This window comes from Pandoraea commovens, from assembly GCF_902459615.1.
GTDB lineage: Bacteria > Pseudomonadota > Gammaproteobacteria > Burkholderiales > Burkholderiaceae > Pandoraea > Pandoraea commovens.
This window is the reverse complement of the sequence record NZ_CABPSA010000005.1, coordinates 297573-316333: the sequence shown is the minus strand read 5'-3', so window position 1 is coordinate 316333 and position 18761 is coordinate 297573. Positions and strand designations below refer to the sequence as shown.

16 protein-coding genes are annotated in these 18761 nt (G+C 62.3%); 3 read left to right on the top strand and 13 right to left on the bottom strand.

The annotated features are described in order from the left end of the window. Positions 1 to 39 precede the first annotated feature (39 nt). From PCO31010_RS16650 to PCO31010_RS16640, 3 genes are all read right to left on the bottom strand, one after another. The gene (locus PCO31010_RS16650; protein WP_150665221.1) at positions 40 to 1656 is read right to left on the bottom strand and encodes an APC family permease; all 1617 of its coding nucleotides are present in this window, start codon (positions 1654 to 1656) and stop codon (positions 40 to 42) included. Between the two features lie 411 nt (positions 1657 to 2067). Next, positions 2068 to 3519: an NAD-dependent succinate-semialdehyde dehydrogenase gene (locus tag PCO31010_RS16645; RefSeq protein ID WP_246184653.1), complete on the bottom strand. Its 1452-nt coding sequence runs from the start codon at positions 3517 to 3519 to the stop codon at positions 2068 to 2070. Between the two features lie 280 nt (positions 3520 to 3799). Next, entirely contained in the window at positions 3800 to 5350 is a 1551-nt protein-coding gene (locus tag PCO31010_RS16640) for a UbiD family decarboxylase (protein ID WP_150665219.1), read from the bottom strand. A 568-nt stretch (positions 5351 to 5918) separates the two neighbouring features. Between PCO31010_RS16640 and PCO31010_RS16635 the strand changes: the two genes are divergently transcribed. Continuing rightward, positions 5919 to 6974, top strand: a complete 1056-nt coding sequence (locus PCO31010_RS16635; protein WP_150665218.1) for a lytic transglycosylase domain-containing protein — start codon at positions 5919 to 5921, stop codon at positions 6972 to 6974. A 159-nt stretch (positions 6975 to 7133) separates the two neighbouring features. On the opposite strand, the gene PCO31010_RS16630 is transcribed toward PCO31010_RS16635, so the two are convergent. The 5 genes from PCO31010_RS16630 to ribBA form a co-directional block, all read right to left on the bottom strand. Beyond that, positions 7134 to 8819 carry a hypothetical protein gene (locus tag PCO31010_RS16630; RefSeq protein ID WP_150665217.1) on the bottom strand — a complete coding sequence of 562 codons (1686 nt, stop codon included), beginning with the start codon at positions 8817 to 8819 and terminating at the stop codon, positions 7134 to 7136. Between the two features lie 318 nt (positions 8820 to 9137). Beyond that, positions 9138 to 10340, bottom strand: coding sequence for a pyridoxal phosphate-dependent aminotransferase (locus tag PCO31010_RS16625; protein WP_174984836.1), 1203 nt, complete (start codon positions 10338 to 10340; stop codon positions 9138 to 9140). A gap of 38 nt (positions 10341 to 10378) precedes the next feature. After that, positions 10379 to 10831 carry a transcription antitermination factor NusB gene (gene nusB, locus PCO31010_RS16620; RefSeq protein ID WP_039400328.1) on the bottom strand — a complete coding sequence of 151 codons (453 nt, stop codon included), beginning with the start codon at positions 10829 to 10831 and terminating at the stop codon, positions 10379 to 10381. Then, positions 10831 to 11346, bottom strand: coding sequence for a 6,7-dimethyl-8-ribityllumazine synthase (gene ribH, locus PCO31010_RS16615; RefSeq protein WP_150665215.1), 516 nt, complete (start codon positions 11344 to 11346; stop codon positions 10831 to 10833). Before ribH ends, nusB begins: the two co-directional genes overlap by 1 nt. A gap of 123 nt (positions 11347 to 11469) precedes the next feature. Beyond that, positions 11470 to 12591, bottom strand: coding sequence for a bifunctional 3,4-dihydroxy-2-butanone-4-phosphate synthase/GTP cyclohydrolase II (gene ribBA / locus PCO31010_RS16610; protein WP_150665214.1), 1122 nt, complete (start codon positions 12589 to 12591; stop codon positions 11470 to 11472). A gap of 145 nt (positions 12592 to 12736) precedes the next feature. Between ribBA and PCO31010_RS16605 the strand changes: the two genes are divergently transcribed. After that, a complete protein-coding gene (locus PCO31010_RS16605) occupies positions 12737 to 13069 on the top strand; it encodes an ArsR/SmtB family transcription factor (protein WP_150665213.1) in 333 nt (110 codons plus the stop codon). Positions 13070 to 13071: 2 nt separating this feature from the next. After that, positions 13072 to 13569: an SRPBCC family protein gene (locus PCO31010_RS16600; protein WP_150665212.1), complete on the top strand. Its 498-nt coding sequence runs from the start codon at positions 13072 to 13074 to the stop codon at positions 13567 to 13569. A gap of 113 nt (positions 13570 to 13682) precedes the next feature. Here PCO31010_RS16600 and PCO31010_RS16595 read toward each other — a convergent pair whose 3' ends face one another. The 5 genes from PCO31010_RS16595 to PCO31010_RS16575 all read right to left on the bottom strand — a co-directional run bounded on the left by PCO31010_RS16595 (position 13683) and on the right by PCO31010_RS16575 (position 18571). Next, positions 13683 to 14384 (bottom strand): ABC transporter ATP-binding protein, encoded by a 702-nt coding sequence (locus PCO31010_RS16595; protein ID WP_039400315.1) that lies wholly within the window; start codon positions 14382 to 14384, stop codon positions 13683 to 13685. Beyond that, the gene (gene livG / locus PCO31010_RS16590; protein ID WP_150577623.1) at positions 14384 to 15151 is read right to left on the bottom strand and encodes a high-affinity branched-chain amino acid ABC transporter ATP-binding protein LivG; all 768 of its coding nucleotides are present in this window, start codon (positions 15149 to 15151) and stop codon (positions 14384 to 14386) included. The genes PCO31010_RS16595 and livG overlap by 1 nt, the downstream gene beginning before the upstream one ends. Beyond that, complete coding sequence (locus PCO31010_RS16585; protein WP_150665211.1) at positions 15148 to 16422, bottom strand: high-affinity branched-chain amino acid ABC transporter permease LivM; 1275 nt, start codon at positions 16420 to 16422, stop codon at positions 15148 to 15150. The genes livG and PCO31010_RS16585 overlap by 4 nt, the downstream gene beginning before the upstream one ends. 8 nt (positions 16423 to 16430) lie before the next feature. After that, positions 16431 to 17354: a high-affinity branched-chain amino acid ABC transporter permease LivH gene (gene livH / locus PCO31010_RS16580; protein ID WP_044454576.1), complete on the bottom strand. Its 924-nt coding sequence runs from the start codon at positions 17352 to 17354 to the stop codon at positions 16431 to 16433. Between the two features lie 104 nt (positions 17355 to 17458). Next, a complete protein-coding gene (locus PCO31010_RS16575; protein ID WP_095178473.1) occupies positions 17459 to 18571 on the bottom strand; it encodes a branched-chain amino acid ABC transporter substrate-binding protein in 1113 nt (370 codons plus the stop codon). Between the last annotated feature and the right edge of the window lie 190 nt (positions 18572 to 18761).

Below are 18761 nucleotides of genomic sequence, written 5' to 3'. Positions count from 1 at the left end.
CGCCGATTGGCGGGCTTTTCGTTTGAAGCACTCTAGAACTTAGTGCGACAGCGCGGGCATGCCTTCCATGCTGGCGGCGTCGTTTTCACGCTCTTCCGACAGGTACGGCGTGCGCCAGCCAGCCTTCACGCCCCAGTGATAGAACGCGAGCGACAGCACCGCCACGATGACCATGTCCCAGCCGTAAGGCAGCAGACCGAGGCCGCCGAATTCCTTGCTGCCGATGTACGAGCAAAGCGCCATGCACGGCAGATAACCGATCAGCCACCACGAGGCCTTGAGGTCGCGTCCGAAGCCTTGCCAGTTGTCCTTTGCCTGATAGTAGAAGTACACCGGCAGCGCCACGACCACCAGCACGATGATCTGGCCGGTCAGCGGCCAGCGGGCCCAGTACAGGATCAGCGAGGCGCAGACGAACGCGAACGGCGCGATCAGCGACAGGCCCGGCAGGCGCAGCGGACGATGCATCTCCGGTGCCGAACGACGCAGAGACATCACGCTGATCGGGCCGGTGAGGTACGAAATCACGGTCGCCACCGAGATCACGGCGGCCAGCGAATCCCAGCCGCGGAAGAAGAACATGAAGATGAACGAGATCGCGAGGTTGAACCACATCGCCTGACGCGGCACACCGTACAACGGGTGCACACGACCGAAGATAGCGGGCAACGTGCGGTTGCGTTCCATCGCGTAAATCATGCGGCTCGTGGTGGCCATGTACGTCGTGCCCGTGCCGCTCGGGCTCAGGAACGCGTCGAAGTACAGCACGATCGCCAGCCAGTTCAAGCCCAGCGCAATCGCCAGTTCGGCAAACGGCGAGCTGAAGCTCACCATGTGCCAGCCGCCCGCGAGTTGCTCCGGCGAGAGCGCGCCGATGTACGCGACTTGCAGCAACAGATAGATGACGGTCGCGAGCAGGATCGAGCCGACGACCGCAAACGGAATGCTGCGGCCCGGATCGCGCGCTTCGCCCGCGAGGTTCACGGGACTTTGGAAGCCATTGAACGCGAACACGATGCCGGACGTGGCGACGGCGGTCAGCACTGCCGACATACCGTTCGGCGCGAAGCCGCCATGCTCGGCGATGTTGAAGTTGCCGGGATGGAAGCCAGCAATCATCAGACCGGCGATGGTCAGCGCGGGAATTGCGAACTTGAAGAGCGTGATCGCCGTGTTGGCGCGTGCGAACAGCTTCACGCCCCAGTAGTTCAGCATGAAGTAGACGATCACGAGCAACGCGGATAGCGCCAGCCCGCTCGTGGTGAGCGTGCCGTCCACGAACAAGGCGTGCGCCCAGTCGTACGGCCACGTGCTCATGTACTGGATCGACGCTTCGGCTTCGATCGGAATCACCGACACGATGGCGATCCAGTTGGCCCACGCGGCGATAAAGCCGACGAGACTGCCATGCGAGTACCGGGAGTAGCGCACCATGCCGCCCGATTCGGGGAACATCGCGCCGAGTTCGGCGTACGTCAGGGCAATGGCGAGAATGACGATAGCGCCGATAAGCCAGGCGAGTAGGGCCGCCGGTCCGGCAATCTTGGCGGCTTTCCAGGCACCGAATAGCCAGCCGGAGCCGATGATCGAGCCGAGACCGGTCAACATCAGGGCGAACGGCCCGATGTTGCGCATGAGCGATTGGTTGTTATCCATAGATGTCTTCTCCACGCCCGGGGGGTACAACGCAGACGCCCGCAAGGAGCGGGGGATGCATTGCGCGAGGGCGGACACGGTCGTCAGGCCGTCGCCATCACGAGGAGCATGACGGCGCAGGGGGAGGCGCTGACGGACGCGACTTCTGTTGATCGGCTTCGCGAGACTGCACCGGATTCCAACGGGGGTGCCGCAATTGGCGTATGAGACGACCGAATTGGGGTCGGAGTCGCGGTTCGCGAAAAAAAGCGCGATTCTACCCGAGCCGGGCCGCCTCTGTGGGACTTTGTAACGTTTCCACGATGGCGTCCGGTTCGGCGACGTTAGGTCGAAATGCGCGCAACCCAGTCACGGCGCGGCTCACGCCGTGGGAAAGCAACTATTACAAATTGTTAAAGGGTCAGATGAATTTCACATCCCGGCGAGACAGAGATACTTCATCTCAAGGTACTCGTCGATGCCGTATTTCGACCCTTCACGGCCCAGTCCGGACTGCTTGACCCCACCAAACGGTGCGACTTCGTTCGAGATGAGGCCGGTGTTGATGCCGACCATGCCAGCCTCGATGCCCTCGGCCACGCGCCATACGCGGCCTACGTCGCGCGCGAAGAAATACGACGCCAGTCCGAAGTCCGATGCGTTGGCCAGCCGGATGCCGTCGGCCTCGTCCTTGAAGCGGAAGACGGGCGCGACCGGGCCGAACGTCTCCTCCTGTGCCACGAGCATATCGGCGCTGGCATCGGCCACGACGGTCGGCTCGAAGAACCGGCCGTGCAGCACCTTGCCGCCGACGGTGACGCGTCCGCCCTTGGCCACAGCGTCCTCGACATGACGCTCGACCTTGGCGATGGCGGCATCCTCAATGAGCGGGCCGATCGCCACGCCCGGCTCGAAGCCATTGCCCACGCGCAGGCGGCTCACCGCAGCGGTGAGCTTTTCGACGAAGGCGTCGTAGATCCCGTCTTGTGCGTAGATGCGGTTGGCGCAGACGCACGTTTGTCCTGCATTGCGGAATTTGGATGCGATGCAGCCTTCGACGGCGGCATCGACGTCGGCGTCGTCGAACACCAGAAACGGCGCGAGGCCGCCGAGTTCGAGTGCCACCTTCTTGATGGTGGACGCGCATTGCTCCATCAACTTCGCACCGACCGGCGTCGAGCCGGTGAAGGAGAGATGGCGCACGCGCGGGCTGGACGTCAGCACGTTGCCCACGTCCGACGAGTTTTTCGACGTCACGACATTGAACACGCCCTTGGGCAATCCGGCGCGGTTGGCCAGTTCGGCCAGAGCCAACGCAGACAGTGGGGTGAGACGGGCCGGTTTGACCACGATGGTGCAGCCCGCGGCGATGGCTGGCGCGATCTTGCGCGTGATCATCGCGATGGGGAAGTTCCACGGCGTGATCGACGCGCACACGCCGATGGGTTGTTTGAGCATCAGCAGGCGCTTGCCGCCTTCGGGTGAGGCGAGCACGTCGCCGTCAATACGTTTGGCTTCCTCGGCGAACCACTCGATGAACGACGCGCCATACGCCACCTCACCCTTGGCTTCGGCCAGCGGCTTGCCTTGTTCGGCCGTCATGATGGCGCCGAGGTCGTCCTGCGCCGCCATGATGAGATCGAACCAGTGACGCATGATGCGGGCGCGTTCCTTGCCGGTCTTGCCGCGCCACTCGGGCAGCGCGGCTTCGGCGGCGACGAGTGCGCGCTCGGTCTCCTTCGCACCGAGATCGGCGACTTGCGCGATTTCGGCGTCGGTGGCCGGATCGCTGACCGCGAAGGTGGCGTGGGAGTCGGCTTGCGTCCAGTCGCCGTCGATGTAGGCGTTGGACTTGAGCAGGTCGGGATCTTTGAGGCGGGCCAGCGCGGGATGCGATCTGGCTGACGCATGGGGGGCGTGAGAAGCGCGGGAAGTGGGGGATGAGGACACGATTAGCTCCTTTCGATGACCGGTCGGTGCGCTCGGGGGGAGGTCGCGCCGACCCGGGGGACGGAAACGGATACGGCTTATCTGTCTTTCGGGTGCCAGCTTACTCCATTGATGGAGAAGGTTCGTGACGCGCAGGGTGCATTGCGCGCAAACACAAACGCCGGCAGCCCGATGGCCGCCGGCGTTCGGTATGACGCAGGATCAGTGGCTCGTTTTACAGGCCGAGATCCTTATATAGAGCAGCCATGCGTGCGTCGACGTCGGCGGTCATTTCGATCGGACGCCCCCACTCGCGCGAAGTTTCGCCCGGCCACTTGTTGGTCGCGTCGATCCCCATCTTCGAGCCCAGCCCGGCCTTGGGCGAGGCGAAATCGAGATAGTCGATGGGGGTCTGGTCGACGAGCGTCGTGTCCCGTGTCGGGTCGACACGTGTCGTGATCGCCCAGATGACCTCCTTCCAGTCGCGGATATCGACGTCTTCGTCCACCACGACGATGAACTTCGTATACATGAACTGGCGCAGGAAGCTCCACACGCCGAACATCACGCGTTTGGCATGCCCCGGATAAGCCTTCTTCATCTGGACGATGGCCATCCGGTAGCTGCAACCCTCGGGCGGCAGATAGAAGTCGGTGATTTCCGGAAATTGCTTTTGCAGCAGGGGCACGAACACTTCATTCAACGCCACACCCAGGACAGCCGGCTCATCGGGCGGTTTGCCCGTATAGGTCGAGTGATAGACGGCGTTGCGGCGCATCGTAATGCGCTCGATCTTGAACACCGGGAACCACTCCTGCTCGTTGTAATAGCCGGTGTGATCGCCGTAGGGGCCTTCGAGCGCGTGTTCGTAACCGGAGGTCGCACCCCGCGAGGGCGGCGGCGGTGCGCCTTCGGGCACGACAGGCGGTTGTTCGGACGGGTAAATAAAGCCTTCCAGCACGATCTCGGCGCGGGCGGGCACGCGTAGCGACTCCAGTCCGGGCGTCACGCACTTGGCCAATTCCGTGCGGCTGCCGCGCAGCAAACCAGCAAACTGATACTCGGAGAGCGTGTCGGGGACGGGCGTGACCGCGCCAAGCATGGTCGCCGGGTCGGCACCGAGGGCGACGGCAATCGGGAACGGCTTGCCCGGATTCGCCTGCGCGAACTCGCGGAAATCCAGCGCACCGCCGCGATGTGCGAGCCAGCGCATGATGACTTCGTTGCGGCTGATGACCTGCTGACGATAGATGCCGAGGTTCTGACGTTTACGATGCGGGCCCTTGGTGATGACCAGCCCCCACGTAATCAGCGGCGCAGCATCCCCGGGCCAGCAGGTCTGGATCGGCAGGCGGGAGAGGTCGACGTCGTCGCCTTCCCAGACGATCTCCTGACACACCGGGCTACCGACTTCTTTCGGAGCCATGTCCCACACGGCCTTGGCCATGCTGAGCAACTTGCCTGCGTCCTTCAGCCCGCGCGGCGGCTCGGGTTCCTTGAGCGTCGAGAGAAGGCGGCCGATATCGCGCAGCGAGCCGAGGGCGTTCTCGCCGTCCTCGACACCCATCCCCAGTGCCACTCGTTCAGGGGTGCCAAACAAGTTAGCCAGCACGGGCATGTCATGACCGGTCGGCCGCTCGAACCACAGGGCCGGGCCGCCGGCTTTGAGTACGCGGTCGGCCAGCGCTGTCATCTCAAGCACCGGAGAGACCGGCACGTCTACGCGACGAAGCTGGCCGGATCGCTCCAGTTGCGCGGTGAAGTCACGAAGATCGAGATATTTCATGAAACAAACCGTTACCAAAAATTTTTACGAAATTCATACGTCCGGATCGAACGGGCGTTTGAATCGCGTAAAAGTCGGGGTGACACCCTTGTAAACGCGGGGTGGGGCAGGGCATTTTACCGGCCAAGGCAGTAAAACGTCACGGCAAAACAGGTGTTGCAAATTACTTTTGGTAATGATTTTGACTGTTAATAGTATTGACGGTTTATATATCACTGCTACAATCCGCCCGTTGAATCCAGAAAGGCGGCTTCGATGACGGGTAGGCCGACCCGCTCGAGCTTAGCGACAACTACAACATCGACGTGGATTTTCAGTGGCTGGTTTTCTCACCGAGGTCGGGAAACCAGTGTTTTAGGAAGCAGCGCGAGCGATAGCTCGTAAGCGCCAGAGACCTGAACAGGTCGGCGCGCTGCGGCGGTAGCGGCATCGTCCATGACAACACGATGCACCGCCTCTTTCCATATGCCGTAAGTAAGCGCTTAACGGGATGCCTGGCGGGCATACCGGCTTACTTCCTTACGCCCCGGGGCCACCCCGTGGTGACGGCGTAACCGGAGTACGTAGTATGAAGAAGTCTGGTTTATCACCCTGGCTACTGGCCGTGTTCGGTGCGCTTCGCGCGCGCGGCGCGGCAACGGTAGCCGTGGCTCGCCGTGATTGGCGTCGCCTTGCCTGGCACGGCGGTCGTGTTGGACTGTATACGTCCAGCGCGGTCGGTCTGGTTGCTGTGGTTGGCACGCTGGCGCTGTGGGCCCGACCGACGTGGCGCGCCGATATGGCGTCGCGCGTGGGTCCGTTGCTTGAGGCAGCCACCGGTACGGCCAACGCGGCCGGCCAGGGCGCCAACGGCGGCATCGTTGCACAAGGCACAGCATCGGATTCGACGATGATGGCGCAAGCGGCGCAGCACGTGCCGTCGGCCGCTGTCCTCGCCGCGTATATTCCGAACCAGCGTGTGGCGGCCGATGCGCGCGCCACCAAGGCCCTCGATACGCGCGAGCAGATCGCCGTTGCCGACTATCTCGCACGCCGCTATCGCGTGGCGGGCGACGTGACGGGTAACCTCGTGCGCGCGGCTTATTCGACGGGCAAGGAAGTCGGACTCGATCCGCTGTTGCTGCTCGCCGTGATGGCCATCGAATCGGGTTTCAACCCGTATGCCGAGAGCACCGTCGGTGCGCAGGGCCTCATGCAGGTCATGTCGAAGGTGCATCAGGACAAGCTTGAATACTTCGGCGGTCCGGAAGCTGCGCTGCACCCGCTGGCCAATATCAAGGTCGGTGCCCTGATCCTGAAGGAATGCATCGCACGCGGCGGTTCGCTCGCGGGCGGTCTGCGTCTGTACGTCGGATCCACCAGCGCCGGTGACGGTGGCTACGGCGCCAAGGTGCTCGCCGAGCGCGATCGTCTTCGTGGCGTGACCATGGGACGCAAGGTCTCGCCAAACGAGCCGCAAGCGCCGGTGATCGTCAGCTCGGCCAAGCCGGTGGCCAAGCCGGTTTCGACCGGCAAGTCGGTCGACTCGACGGAATCGGCCCCCGCGCCGGCAGCGTCGACCTCGAACGGCAAGGCGGCTGCGGCTGCCAAGCCGCTCGAAGCGGACGACAGCACGGCAGCCTGACCGGGTCGGCACCAGCCGACGACCTCGCGATGCGCCACGGCCGGCGCATCCATCGGCCTGCGAGGCTATCTATATAGATAGCCTTCGCAACGGCCAACAAAACTCCCTCCAGATGACCTCGGTTTCAGCAAGCCGTCAGGTCTCCCACTGTTCCAAACTTCATTCGAGTTTCCCGAAGCGTGCTTTTGCGATCTGGCGGGCGAGTGCTGTGCCCGTTTCCGGCGTATAGGCCCCGGCGCTTCGCATGAGGGCACTCTGTCTTTCATGGGCGACATCGGCTATGCGGGATGTTTCCTTGTTGTAAGTGTCTAGAAGCGCTTTCGGGATAACGCCGTTTGAGCCGCTGAATTGCGGATGTGCGACCAGGCGCTCGACAGCTTCGGGGTATGCGGACACCGCAAACGACGCACCTGTCGCGCCGGCAGGAGATCCGGCGGCGGCGGCATCGCCGACGATGACCACATTCCCCTTTCCGGCGACTTTCGTGCGCGACAATTTCACAATGATTTCGCCCGATTCAAACTGACGTGTGGCTTCACCGACACGAAACGTGGTGATACCTCGCGCAAGGATGTGGGCCTGCGCGCATTCCAGCTCGGCGCACACCGTCGCTTCACTCGGTTTATCGTCCGTGCGCGTACAGATCGATATGTTGGCTAACGATTGATGGGCTCGCTCCGCGTATTCAATGACGGTGATGAGGTGCGGCGCGTGACGAGTTTCGATGACCATGAAGTCGCCCCGACATGGCGCGCCGCTTGAGGGCTGGACGTAAATGCCTTGGTGCCAGCACTCATCCGGGTCGACCACAGCGGCTGCGCCACCGATGACTGCTCGATTCGCGCTATGCGCGCCTTCGGCGATGCAAATCAAATCGACAGGGAAGTTTGGGCAAATAGATTCCTCGCCAATTTTGAGCACGGGTATGAAGCTATCGTGCGCGTCGCTGCTTTCCTGCAAATGTACCTCCGCGTGGAGGATGTCGATGCCCGGTTGAGTGGCACAGTAATCGTTCAGGCTCGTCTCGAGATGCATCAAGTTCGTGAACACGAGCGTCTCGGCGCACATCCGTTCGGGGGGGCCGAGTCGCCAGTCGTTCAAGCTCATTGAGCCGATGATTGGACTGTCCGGAAATACCGGGTCGAGGTGCGATGCGCTGGTTGTCGCGGCTCGTTCATGCTGCGCGATGTCGCGAGTGTTCGAGCGGGGATCGTGAACGTCGAGATAAGCGGAGATGCCGCAGATTGCTCGTTTCAGTTGCGGAAGTCTGGCAGGAAGGCCATCCGATGGGGCCATCCAATCCATGAGTACGTGTTGTCGCTGAAGTTGCGGCTTAAACGCTGTGCCGTCGTGCTCGATCTTGAACCTTGCATAGGTCTGCCGCTCGTGATTGCACATCGTGCGCACGATGCCGTTGACTGCCGGTATGTCGCCGGTGACTCCTCGATCCGGGGCGAGGCGTGCCAGTGAGAAGACTGCATCCTGCTTCAGGCTGATCAGATTCTGACGGCTGTAGGTGCCTCGTTTTTCCACAACGAGAACGTTGAAGCCTTGTTTGACGAGTGCAAGCGATGTCGCGTAGCCACTGAGACTGCCACCGGAGACGATGGCCACGGGCTTCCCCGACGCTGACTTGCTGGCCTCGAACTTCGCTAACAGCGCTTGAACCGCCGCGGGCGTCGCATCGACGGTCGACGTCAGCGGAAAGGGAGGTAGTTCCGGTGGTGGAGGCATCGTCGATGCCGACAACGGCTCGTCGTCTATTTCTGGCGCCATGCTGGGGGCGGGCTGCGAAGACGCAGCGAGATGGGCATACGCGGATGAAGACGTCAGAGCCGAAATCATGATTCATCTCCCAAGGGATGCATAAGAACGTTCCGAATGGATCACACACGCATTCGATGACGTGACGGCCGATTCTGCATCACAGTTCGCGCGGGCTTATCGTGCGGCCAAAGGAATGGGATCGTGCTGCACGAATTCGCCATTTTTCGGCAGACGGCAGGCGAGGGGAGGGAATCGCAGCGAACCAATTCTGCGATGGCTGGGGAATAGCCGAACGCGAGGTGGGGGATTGGGGGAAGTGCGACGGCGTTATTTCAGCCGTTGTTGAAGAGTCGGTCGAAGCGACGCAAGGATTTGCGTCGCGTACCGTGTGCTGGCTCAGCCTGCGGAAAAGACCTTACCGATCCGGTCCATCGCTTCGCTCAATTGTTCGAGCGACGTGGCGTACGACAAGCGGATGTACTGGCGCGGCTCCGCAAACCCGAAGTCGAGGCCGGGCACCAGCACGACGTCGGCCTGCTGGAGCAGCGCTTGCGTGAGACGGTCGCTGTCACCAGCGTGCGCATGCGGCACACCCGTGCAGTCGGCGTAGACGTAGAACGCACCATCCGGCATGACCGGCACCTTGAAGCCCAGACGCTCCAGCGCGGGGACAACGTAATCGCGACGTTGGCGGAACGCTTCCTTGCGGGTTTCGTAAATCGCCAGCGTTTCGGGGAGAAAACATGCCGTTGCAGCGTGCTGTGCCACCGCCGACGGGCAGATGAACAGATTCTGCGAAAGCTTCTCGAACGTCGGCACCAGAGACGGTGGCACCACCAGCCAGCCAAGACGCCAGCCCGTCATGTTGAAGTACTTCGAGAAGCTGCTCACGACCAGCACGTCGTCGCCGAAGCTCAGCGCGGTCGTCGGCTTGCAGTCATAAGACAGCCCCTGATAAATCTCGTCGACGAGCGTGAAGCCGCCACGCGCGCGCACCGTCTTCACGATGCGTGCAAGTTCGTCGGTCTCGATGGAAGTGCCCGTCGGATTCGACGGCGACGCCAGCAGTACGCCCTTCGTCTTCGGCCCCCAATGGGATTCGATGCGCTCGGCCGTCAGCTGGAAACGCTCCGCCGGACCCGACGGAATCAGCACCGGCTTGCCGTCGAACGTCGACACGAAGTGACGGTTGCACGGATAGCAGGGATCCGGCATCAGCACTTCGTCGCCCACACCCACGAGCGCGGCACAGGCCAGCACAAGCGCAGCCGAAGCACCGGCCGTCACGACGATGCGCGACGGATCGACGTCCACCCCGTAAAAACTACGGTAGTAGCTGGAGATGGCTTCGCGCAGCGCGGGCACGCCCATTGCGCTGGTGTATTGCGTCCGACCGTCGCGCATGGCTTTCGTCGCGGCCTCGATGACCGCTTCGGGGGCCGTGAAATCCGGCTCCCCGATCCCCATGTGGATCACATGGTGCCCCGCCTTCTCGCGTAACGCGGCCTGCTTGGCCAACTCCATCACGTGAAAAGGGGCGATGTCGTCGACACGTTGCGCCAGTGTCAGCGCGGAGGCGAGGTTGGGCATGCGGTCCATATCGGGGGGAGGACGGGGGACTTACGTAAGTTGGAACGTCAGGCGCTCTTGCCGCGACCGCCGTTGCGGTTGGCTGCGACTTCCGCCGGGCGAACCTCGGCGGCGAACTTGTCGAGCACGCCATTCACGAAACGGTGACCGTCCGGGCCGCCGAACGTCTTCACGACTTCGACCGCCTCGTTGATCACCACACGGTACGGCACGTCCTGAAGATGAATCAGTTCGTACGCACCCGCGATGAGCGCGGCATGTTCGATCGGCGACAGCTGGGCTGCCGGACGGTCCAGATGCGGCTGGAGTTGCTCCGACAGGGCGTCGGCCTCACGGATGCTGCCGTACAGGACAGCTTCCAGCAGGGCCTGATCCGCCTTGTCGTAGCCAGGGGTGGAGCGCAGGTGAGCATCGATCTCACTCGCGTGGCCGCGCGAAATCAGCCATTGATACACTCCTTGCAGCGCAAATTCGCGCGCGCGGCGCCGTGCACTCTTCATTACCGATCTTCCTCTTCTTCGTCTTCGTCTTCATCCTCTGCATCGTCGCCACTCAACATGTCGATGGCTTCGAGCAGATTGGCCATTTCCACCGCCACGCGAGCCGCATCGCGGCCCTTCTCGGCGGCGCGCACTTCGGCCTGTTCGTCGTTTTCGGTCGTCAGCACCGCGTTGGCGATGGGAATACCGAAATCGAGACCGATGCGCGTAATGCCGGCGCCGCTTTCGTTCGACACCAGCTCAAAGTGATACGTCTCGCCGCGGATCACCGCGCCGAGCGCGATGAGCGCGTCGAACTGGCCGCTTTCGGCCATCTTCTGCAATGCCAGCGGAATTTCCAGTGCACCGGGCACCGTCACGAGCAGCACGTCTTCGCCGTCGACGCCCAGGCGGTCGAGTTCGGCCACGGCTGCCGTGCGCAGTGCGGTGCAGACCGCGTCATTGAATCGTGATTGCACGATGCCCACGCGCAGGCCTTCACCGTCGAGTTCCGGCTGGTATTGTCCGATTTCCATAATGGGCTTCCTCAAAAAAGTACCGTCCAGGCGGTGCTGCCAACGTGATGCCGGCATGCCCGAGACAGGCAATGCTCGGCAAGATGACGCCCCGTCACAGACGGGACGCCGATACAAGGTAACTCAGGCAGTCGCGGCGCCGGGCATCGGTTGGAAACCGGTGACCTCAAGGCCATAACCTGCCATGTTGGGAATCTTGCGCGGGCTCGACAGGACTCGCATTTTACCGACACCCAGCTCACGCAGGATCTGCGCGCCAACGCCGTGCGTACGGAAGTCCACCGGGCGGCGCTTCGCGCGTGCCGCCTTCTCGGTTTCGTCGAGCGCTTCGAACTGGTTGAAGAGATGCTCGGGCGTCTCGACGCAGTTCAGCAGCACGACCACGCCTTTGCCCTCTTCGGCAATCGCCTTCATCGCACCGGCCAGCGTCCACGAGTGGGTCGACACGCCGGTCTCCAGCAGGTCCATCACCGACAGCGGCTCGTGCACGCGCACCAGCGTCTCTTCGTCGGGCGAAGGCACACCGCGCACCAGCGCCAGATGCGGATTGCCGCTCGGCTTGTCGCGATAGAGCGTGGCCTGGAAGGGGCCCCATGCCGTTTGCATCTCGCGCGACGACACCGTCTCAATCATCGATTCGGTACGGCTGCGATAGTGGATGAGATCGACGATGGTGCCGATCTTGATGTTGTGCTGCTCGGCGAACTCCAGCAACTGCGGCAGACGCGCCATCGTGCCGTCGTCGTTCATGATCTCGCAGATGACGGCCGCAGGCGTAAGACCGGCCATCGCCGTCAGGTCACAACCGGCTTCGGTGTGACCGGCGCGCACCAGCACGCCACCGGGCTGCGCCATGATCGGGAACACGTGACCCGGCTGGACGATATCTTCGGGACGGGCGTCGCGCGAAATCGCCGTCTTCACCGTATGGGCGCGGTCAGCGGCGGAGATGCCCGTGGTCACGCCTTCGGCCGCTTCGATCGACAGCGTGAACGCCGTGCCGTACTGCGTGCCGTTGCGATACGTCATCAGCGGCAGGTTGAGCTGCTTGCAACGCGCTTGCGTGAGTGTGAGGCAAATCAGGCCACGACCGTACTTCGCCATGAAGTTGATGGCTTCGGGCGTTGCGAATTCGGCTGCCATGACCAGGTCGCCTTCGTTTTCACGATCTTCCTCGTCAACGAGGACAACCATGCGGCCGGCCTTGAGCTCGGCAATGATTTCTTCTGTAGTGGCCAACGGCATAGCGGCAACGCGGGGCTCAATTTGGAAAGGCTCTATTCTACGCCAAGCCGGTGCGCGGCTGCGTCCGATCTAGCGCATCGGACAACGGAAAGACGTCAATACAAAGGTCTTGACCTAAGTAATTGCTGTGACTATAGTTAGGCGCATGGCTAACCAATCCATCCCTCTCGATCGAATCTTTCAGGCGTTATCCGATCCCACACGTCGTGCGGTCGTCGAGCGCCTGACGTTGGGCCCGGCGTCCGTGAGTGAACTGGCGCGTCCGTTTTCGATGGCGTTGCCGTCCTTCTCGCAGCATTTGAGCGTGCTGGAGGAGAGCGGCCTGGTCGTCTCGCGCAAAGCAGGGCGTGTGCGGACCTACGCGCTGGAGACTGAAACGCTGGCGGGCGCACAGGATTGGCTCCAGTTGCAGCGCGACAAATGGACGCGTCGCCTCGACCAACTCGATAACTATCTTTTGCAGATGAAGGAGACGTGAAGATGAGTCAACCCAACCTGTTCTCGGTGGACCCGAAGCTGGACCTGGTGCTGGAGCGCTATGTCGACGTCCCGTGCGAGCGCGTCTGGGCCGCGTGGACGCAGCCGGAGCATCTCAAGAAATGGTTCACGCCTGCGCCCTGGCAAACGGTCGAGTGCGAAATCGATCTGCGTCCGGGCGGTCTGTTTCACACCGTCATGCGTTCACCGGAAGGGCAGCAGTTTCCGAACGTCGGTTGCTATCTGGAAGTGGTCGAGAATTCGCGACTCGTGTGGACGAACGCGGTGCTGCCCGGTTTCCGTCCCGCGCCCGCGCCGGTAGCCGAACACGGTGGCTTTCAGTTCACCGCCGCCGTGCTGATGGAGACGCATGGCAAGGGCACGCGCTACACGGCGATCGCCATGCACGGCGACGAAGCCACGCGCGCGCAGCACGAAGCCATGGGCTTCCACGACGGTTGGGGCAAGGCGTTGGATCAACTGGTCGATCTGATGAAGTAACCCGGCTGAAGTCATCTTTCGCAGACGTATGAAAAAGGGGATGTGCCCGAAAGCACATCCCCTTTTCTGTTGCCCGTCACATCGGCCTGATCGATGGCCTCGTGACCACCGACTTAAGCACCCAGATAAGCGCGCTTGATGTCGTCGTTGGCGAGCAGGTTGTCGGCCGAATCGGCGAGCACGACGCGCCCGGTTTCGAGCACATAACCGCGGTCGGCCACATGCAGCGCCTTGTTCGCGTTTTGCTCCACCAGAAACACCGTCACGCCTTCTTCGCGAATCGCACGAATGATGTCGAAGATCTGCGCGATCACGAGCGGTGCGAGACCGAGTGTCGGTTCATCGAGCAACAACAGACGCGGACGGCTCATCAACGCGCGCCCGATGGCGAGCATCTGCTGTTCGCCGCCGGACATCGTGCCTGCACGCTGTTTGCCACGTTGTGCGAGCCGGGGAAACAGCTTGAAGACGTGATCCATGCCAGCATCGATTTCGTCTTTGGACGCGAAGAAGCCGCCCATCTTCAGGTTCTCGATGACGGTCAGGCTCGGAAACACGCGACGGCCCTCCGGCGAAATCGCCATGCCCATGCGCATGATCTCGTGCGTCGGACGGTTGGTAATGTCGTTGCCCTCGAACATGACGCGGCCGCTCGACGCGCGGGGCGTGCCACACACGGTCATCATCAGCGTGGTCTTGCCTGCGCCGTTGCTGCCGATGAGCGTGACGATCTCGCCCTTGTTCACTTCGATGGACACGCCCGAGAGCGCCTCGACGGCCCCGTAATGGGTGTGGATCTGTTCCAGCTTGAGCATTATTCCTCCCCGAGGTAGGCCTTGATGACGCGCGGGTCGTTGCGCACCTCGTCGGGCTTGCCGGTCATGATCGGCTTGCCGTGTTCCATCACGAGAATCCGGTCGGAGACGCCCATCACAAGACTCATGTCGTGCTCGATGAGCAGCACCGAAATGCCGAACTCGTTACGCAGGTTGTCCACGAGTTGCTGCAACTCGACCTTCTCCTGCGGGTTCAGACCGGCAGCCGGTTCGTCGAGCATCAGCAGACGCGGCTCGGTGATCATGCATCGCGCGATCTCGAGGCGGCGCTGGTGGCCGTACGACAGCGTGCCAGCTTCGCGGTTGGCGACCGGCGTGAGGCCAAGACGATCGAGCCACATCTTCGCGCGCTCAAGCGCCGTGCGCTCCGAGCGACGAAACGCGCCCGTCGAGAGCAGCCCTTGCAGAAAGCCGGTGTGCACGGTCATGTGCTGCGCGACGAGCAGGTTCTCCACCACCGTCAACTGACGGAACAGACGGATGTTCTGGAACGTGCGCACCAGACCGCGACGCGCCACCATATGGCTCGGCAAGCCGGTGATGTCGTTGCCGTCGAGCACGATAGATCCGCCCGTCGGACGGTAGAAGCCGCCCACGCAATTGAAGACGGTCGTCTTGCCTGCGCCGTTCGGACCGATGATCGCGAAGACTTCGTTCTTGCGGACGTCGAACTCGACGCCGTCGACAGCCAGCAGACCGCCGAAGCGCATCTGAAGGCCGGAGAGTTTCAACAGTTCTGCACTCATTGCGGCAACTCCACATGCGGGCGGGTGGCGGGCAGCAGACCTTGCGGACGCCACATCATCATCAGCACCATCACCAGACCGAAGATCAGCATGCGGTACTCGGCAAAGTCGCGTGCCACTTCCGGCAGAATCGTCAGCAGGATGGCCGCGAGAATCACACCGATCTGCGAGCCCATGCCGCCGAGCACCACCACGGCGAGAATCAGCGCCGATTCGATGAACGTGAACGACTCCGGCGTGACCAGACCCTGACGCGCGGCGAAGAACGCCCCGGCCAGACCCGCGAACGAGGCGCCCAGCGTGAATGCCGAGAGCTTGATGCGCGTGGGGTTCAGACCGAGCGAGCGGCAGGCGATTTCATCTTCGCGCAGGGCTTCCCATGCGCGACCGATCGGCATGCGAATCAGACGGCTCGTGACGAACAGCGTGAATCCGACCAGCGCGAACGCGAGCAGATACAGCCAGATCACCATATGACCGCCGCTGTAATCCAGCCCGATCAGTTCATGGAATGTCTTCGCGCCTTCCACACTCGACGAGCGCGCCATCTCGAAGCCGAACACGCTGGGCTTCGGAATGCCGGACACGCCGTCCGGACCGCCCGTCAGGCTCGTCAGGTTGTTGAGCAGCAAGCGAATGATTTCGCCGAAGCCCAACGTCACGATGGCGAGATAGTCACCGCGCAGACGCAGCACCGGGAAGCCCAGCAGGAAGCCGAACGTCGCCGACATCAGCGCGGCGAGCGGCAGGCATTCCCAGAAGGTCAGACCGAAGTACTGATTGAGCAACGCGTACGTATAACCGCCGACGGCATAGAAGCCGACATAGCCCAGATCGAGCAGACCGGCGAAGCCCACGACGATGTTCAGGCCGAGACCCAGCACGCAGTAGATGAGTGCGAGCGTGGCCACGTCCACTGCGCCGCGCGAGCCGACGAACGGCCACACGAGACCGACGGCGAGCAGCACCCACATGGCGGTCAGTTGCTGACGACGTCCCATCGTGGGCATCGTCGGCAGTTTCACCGCGCGCTTGGTGCGCAACAGGAACGGCTTGATCAGTTGGAACACGAACACGATGGCGGTCGCGATCCAGACCGGACGCCAATGCTGTTCGAGCACGACCTTGTAGCCGTCGAGCTTCAGTTGCAGGCCCAGGATGGGGGCCGTGAGGATGATCGTCACGATTGCGGCGATGACCGCACCCTTGAGCGTCTCTCCTGCCGGCGCGCGGTGGGCGGCGCCGGACTTCATGGTGAGTTGTTGTGTCATGGTCGACCTCAGACTTTCTCGACGTCAGGCTTGCCCAGCAGGCCGGTCGGGCGGAACAGCAGCACCAGCACCAGCAGGCAGAACGCCACGATGTCCTTGTACTCGGAGGGCATGTAGCCCGAGGCGAGCGTCTCCGCCAGGCCCAGCAGCACGCCGCCCAGCATGGCGCCGGGAATGCTGCCGATACCGCCCAGCACCGCTGCCGTGAAGGCCTTGATGCCAGCGATGAAGCCGATGTACGGATTGAGCTTGCCGATGGTCAGGCCGATCAGCACGCCACCCACGGCCGCGAGCATGGCACCGAGAATGAACGTGAACGAGATCACGCGATTCGTATCGATGCCGAGCAGGTTGGCCATGCGCATGTCCTCGGCGCAGGCACGGCAGGCGCGGCCCATGCGCGAGTTGGCGATGAACAGCGTGAGCAGAATCATCAGTGCCACCGTCACACCCACGATCAGCATGCGAGCGTAGGGAATCGTCACGGTGAAGTCGCCCATCGGAATATCGATGGCGCCGGAGATCAGCATCGGCACGGAAACATCGCGTGCACCCTGACCGATCTGCACGTAGTTCTGCAGGAAGATGGACATACCGATCGCGGAGATCAGCGGTCCGAGACGAGGTCCGCCGCGTAGCGGGCGATACGCCACCCGCTCGATCGCGAAGCCGTAAAGGCCCGTGACCAGCACCGATACCAGCAGCGCTGCGCCCAGCACGAGCGGCAAGGGGTAGCCCGCCGCCGTTCCGATTGCAGTCAGTGTGACAAGCCCGACATAGGCGCCGATCATGTAGATCTCGCCGTGGGCAAAGTTGATCATGCCGATAATGCCGTAGACCATTGTGTAGCCAATGGCAATCAGCGCGTAGATCGCGCCCAGCGTCAGGCCATTGACCAGTTGCTGGGCAAGCTGTGGGAAAAATTCGTTCATGCGGGAAGCCTCGCGACTAGCGGGGGCCGAGCGCGAATGCGAGCCGCCCGCCGGGGTCGGCGGGCGGCTGGGGGTGATTCGCTGGCCAGTAAAGCGTCAGGGAATCAGTTGGCTGCGGTCTTGGTGGCGTCCTTGTGCCAGGTGAAGACCACGAACTTGAACGACTTCAGATCGCCGGCGGCGTCATACGCCACCTTGCCGATCGGCGTGTCGAACGTGTTGGCGTGCAGGTACTTCGCCACCTTTTCCGAGTCGGTGCTCTTCGCGCCAGCGATGCTCTTGGCGATCAGTTGCACGCCCGTGTAGGCCGGCATCTGGAACGGACCGTTCGGATCGCGCTTGGCGTCGGCGAAGGCCTTCACCAGCTTGGCGTTGGCCGGGTCGGCAGCGAAGTCGGCCGGCAGCGTCACGAGCATGCCTTCCGAAGCCGGGCCGGCGATAGCCGTCACGTCCTTGTTGCCCACGCCTTCCGGTCCCATGAACGTGGCCTTCACGCCTTGCTCACGTGCCTGACGCAGCAGCAGACCCATTTCCGGGTGGTAGCCGCCGAAGTAGACGAAGTCCACGCCTTGCGCCTTGAGCTTGGTGATGACAGCCGAGTAGTCCGAGTCACCAGCGTTGATGCCTTCGAACAGCACGACCGGCACCTTGGCGGCGTCGAGGTCCTTCTTCACCGAGGTGGCGATACCCTGACCGTACGACTGCTTGTCGTGCAGCACGGCAACCTTCTTCGGCTTGACCTTGTTGATGATGTACTGAGCAGCTGCCGGACCTTGCTGGTCGTCACGACCGATCGTACGGAAGATGAAGTGGCGCTTCTTGCCTTCGGTCAGTTGCGGTGCCGTGGCCGACGGCGTGATCATCACGACGCCTTCGTTTTCGTAGATGTCCGATGCCGGGATCGTCGAGCCCGAGCACACATGGCCGATCACATACTTGATCTTCTGGCTAACGATCTTGTTGGCGACGGCGACAGCCTGCTTCGGCTCGCATGCGTCATCCATGAACACGGCTTCGAGCTTGTTGCCGTTCGCGCCGCCAGCTGCGTTGACTTCTTCAATCGCGGTTAGCGCACCGGCCTTGACCATGTCGCCGTACTGAGCAACCGAGCCGCTGAACGGACCGGCGATGGCGATCTTGACGGTCTCTGCATTGGCAGCCGTTCCGAGGAGGGCGAGAGCAGCGGCAACGAACAGGGATTTGTGACGAAACTGCATTGTGGACATCTCCTTGATTTGTATTTTTTGACTACCTCGTGGTGCGGTAGCCTTAATCGACTGCTAAACCTGGTCGGTATTGGATCCTTCAAACCGCTGGCGGCCTGAACGATGCGCCATAGTAGCGTAATACGCTCTTTAATAGAAACAGGTATCCTGAGTCCCCCGAAAACCCGCATGGATAAAGGGT

Coding starts and splice junctions, on each gene's coding strand:
- PCO31010_RS16630 (WP_150665217.1), bottom strand. CDS start 8,819: ATGATTTCGGCTCTGACGTCTTCATCCGCGTATGCCCATCTCGCTGCG.
- PCO31010_RS16595 (WP_039400315.1), bottom strand. CDS start 14,384: ATGCTCAAGCTGGAACAGATCCACACCCATTACGGGGCCGTCGAGGCG.
- PCO31010_RS16640 (WP_150665219.1), bottom strand. CDS start 5,350: ATGAAATATCTCGATCTTCGTGACTTCACCGCGCAACTGGAGCGATCC.
- PCO31010_RS16650 (WP_150665221.1), bottom strand. CDS start 1,656: ATGGATAACAACCAATCGCTCATGCGCAACATCGGGCCGTTCGCCCTG.
- PCO31010_RS16625 (WP_174984836.1), bottom strand. CDS start 10,340: ATGGACCGCATGCCCAACCTCGCCTCCGCGCTGACACTGGCGCAACGT.
- ribBA (WP_150665214.1), bottom strand. CDS start 12,591: ATGCCGTTGGCCACTACAGAAGAAATCATTGCCGAGCTCAAGGCCGGC.
- PCO31010_RS16635 (WP_150665218.1), top strand. CDS start 5,919: ATGAAGAAGTCTGGTTTATCACCCTGGCTACTGGCCGTGTTCGGTGCG.
- ribH (WP_150665215.1), bottom strand. CDS start 11,346: ATGGAAATCGGACAATACCAGCCGGAACTCGACGGTGAAGGCCTGCGC.
- PCO31010_RS16575 (WP_095178473.1), bottom strand. CDS start 18,571: ATGCAGTTTCGTCACAAATCCCTGTTCGTTGCCGCTGCTCTCGCCCTC.
- PCO31010_RS16605 (WP_150665213.1), top strand. CDS start 12,737: ATGGCTAACCAATCCATCCCTCTCGATCGAATCTTTCAGGCGTTATCC.
- PCO31010_RS16600 (WP_150665212.1), top strand. CDS start 13,072: ATGAGTCAACCCAACCTGTTCTCGGTGGACCCGAAGCTGGACCTGGTG.
- livG (WP_150577623.1), bottom strand. CDS start 15,151: ATGAGTGCAGAACTGTTGAAACTCTCCGGCCTTCAGATGCGCTTCGGC.
- nusB (WP_039400328.1), bottom strand. CDS start 10,831: ATGAAGAGTGCACGGCGCCGCGCGCGCGAATTTGCGCTGCAAGGAGTG.
- livH (WP_044454576.1), bottom strand. CDS start 17,354: ATGAACGAATTTTTCCCACAGCTTGCCCAGCAACTGGTCAATGGCCTG.
- PCO31010_RS16585 (WP_150665211.1), bottom strand. CDS start 16,422: ATGACACAACAACTCACCATGAAGTCCGGCGCCGCCCACCGCGCGCCG.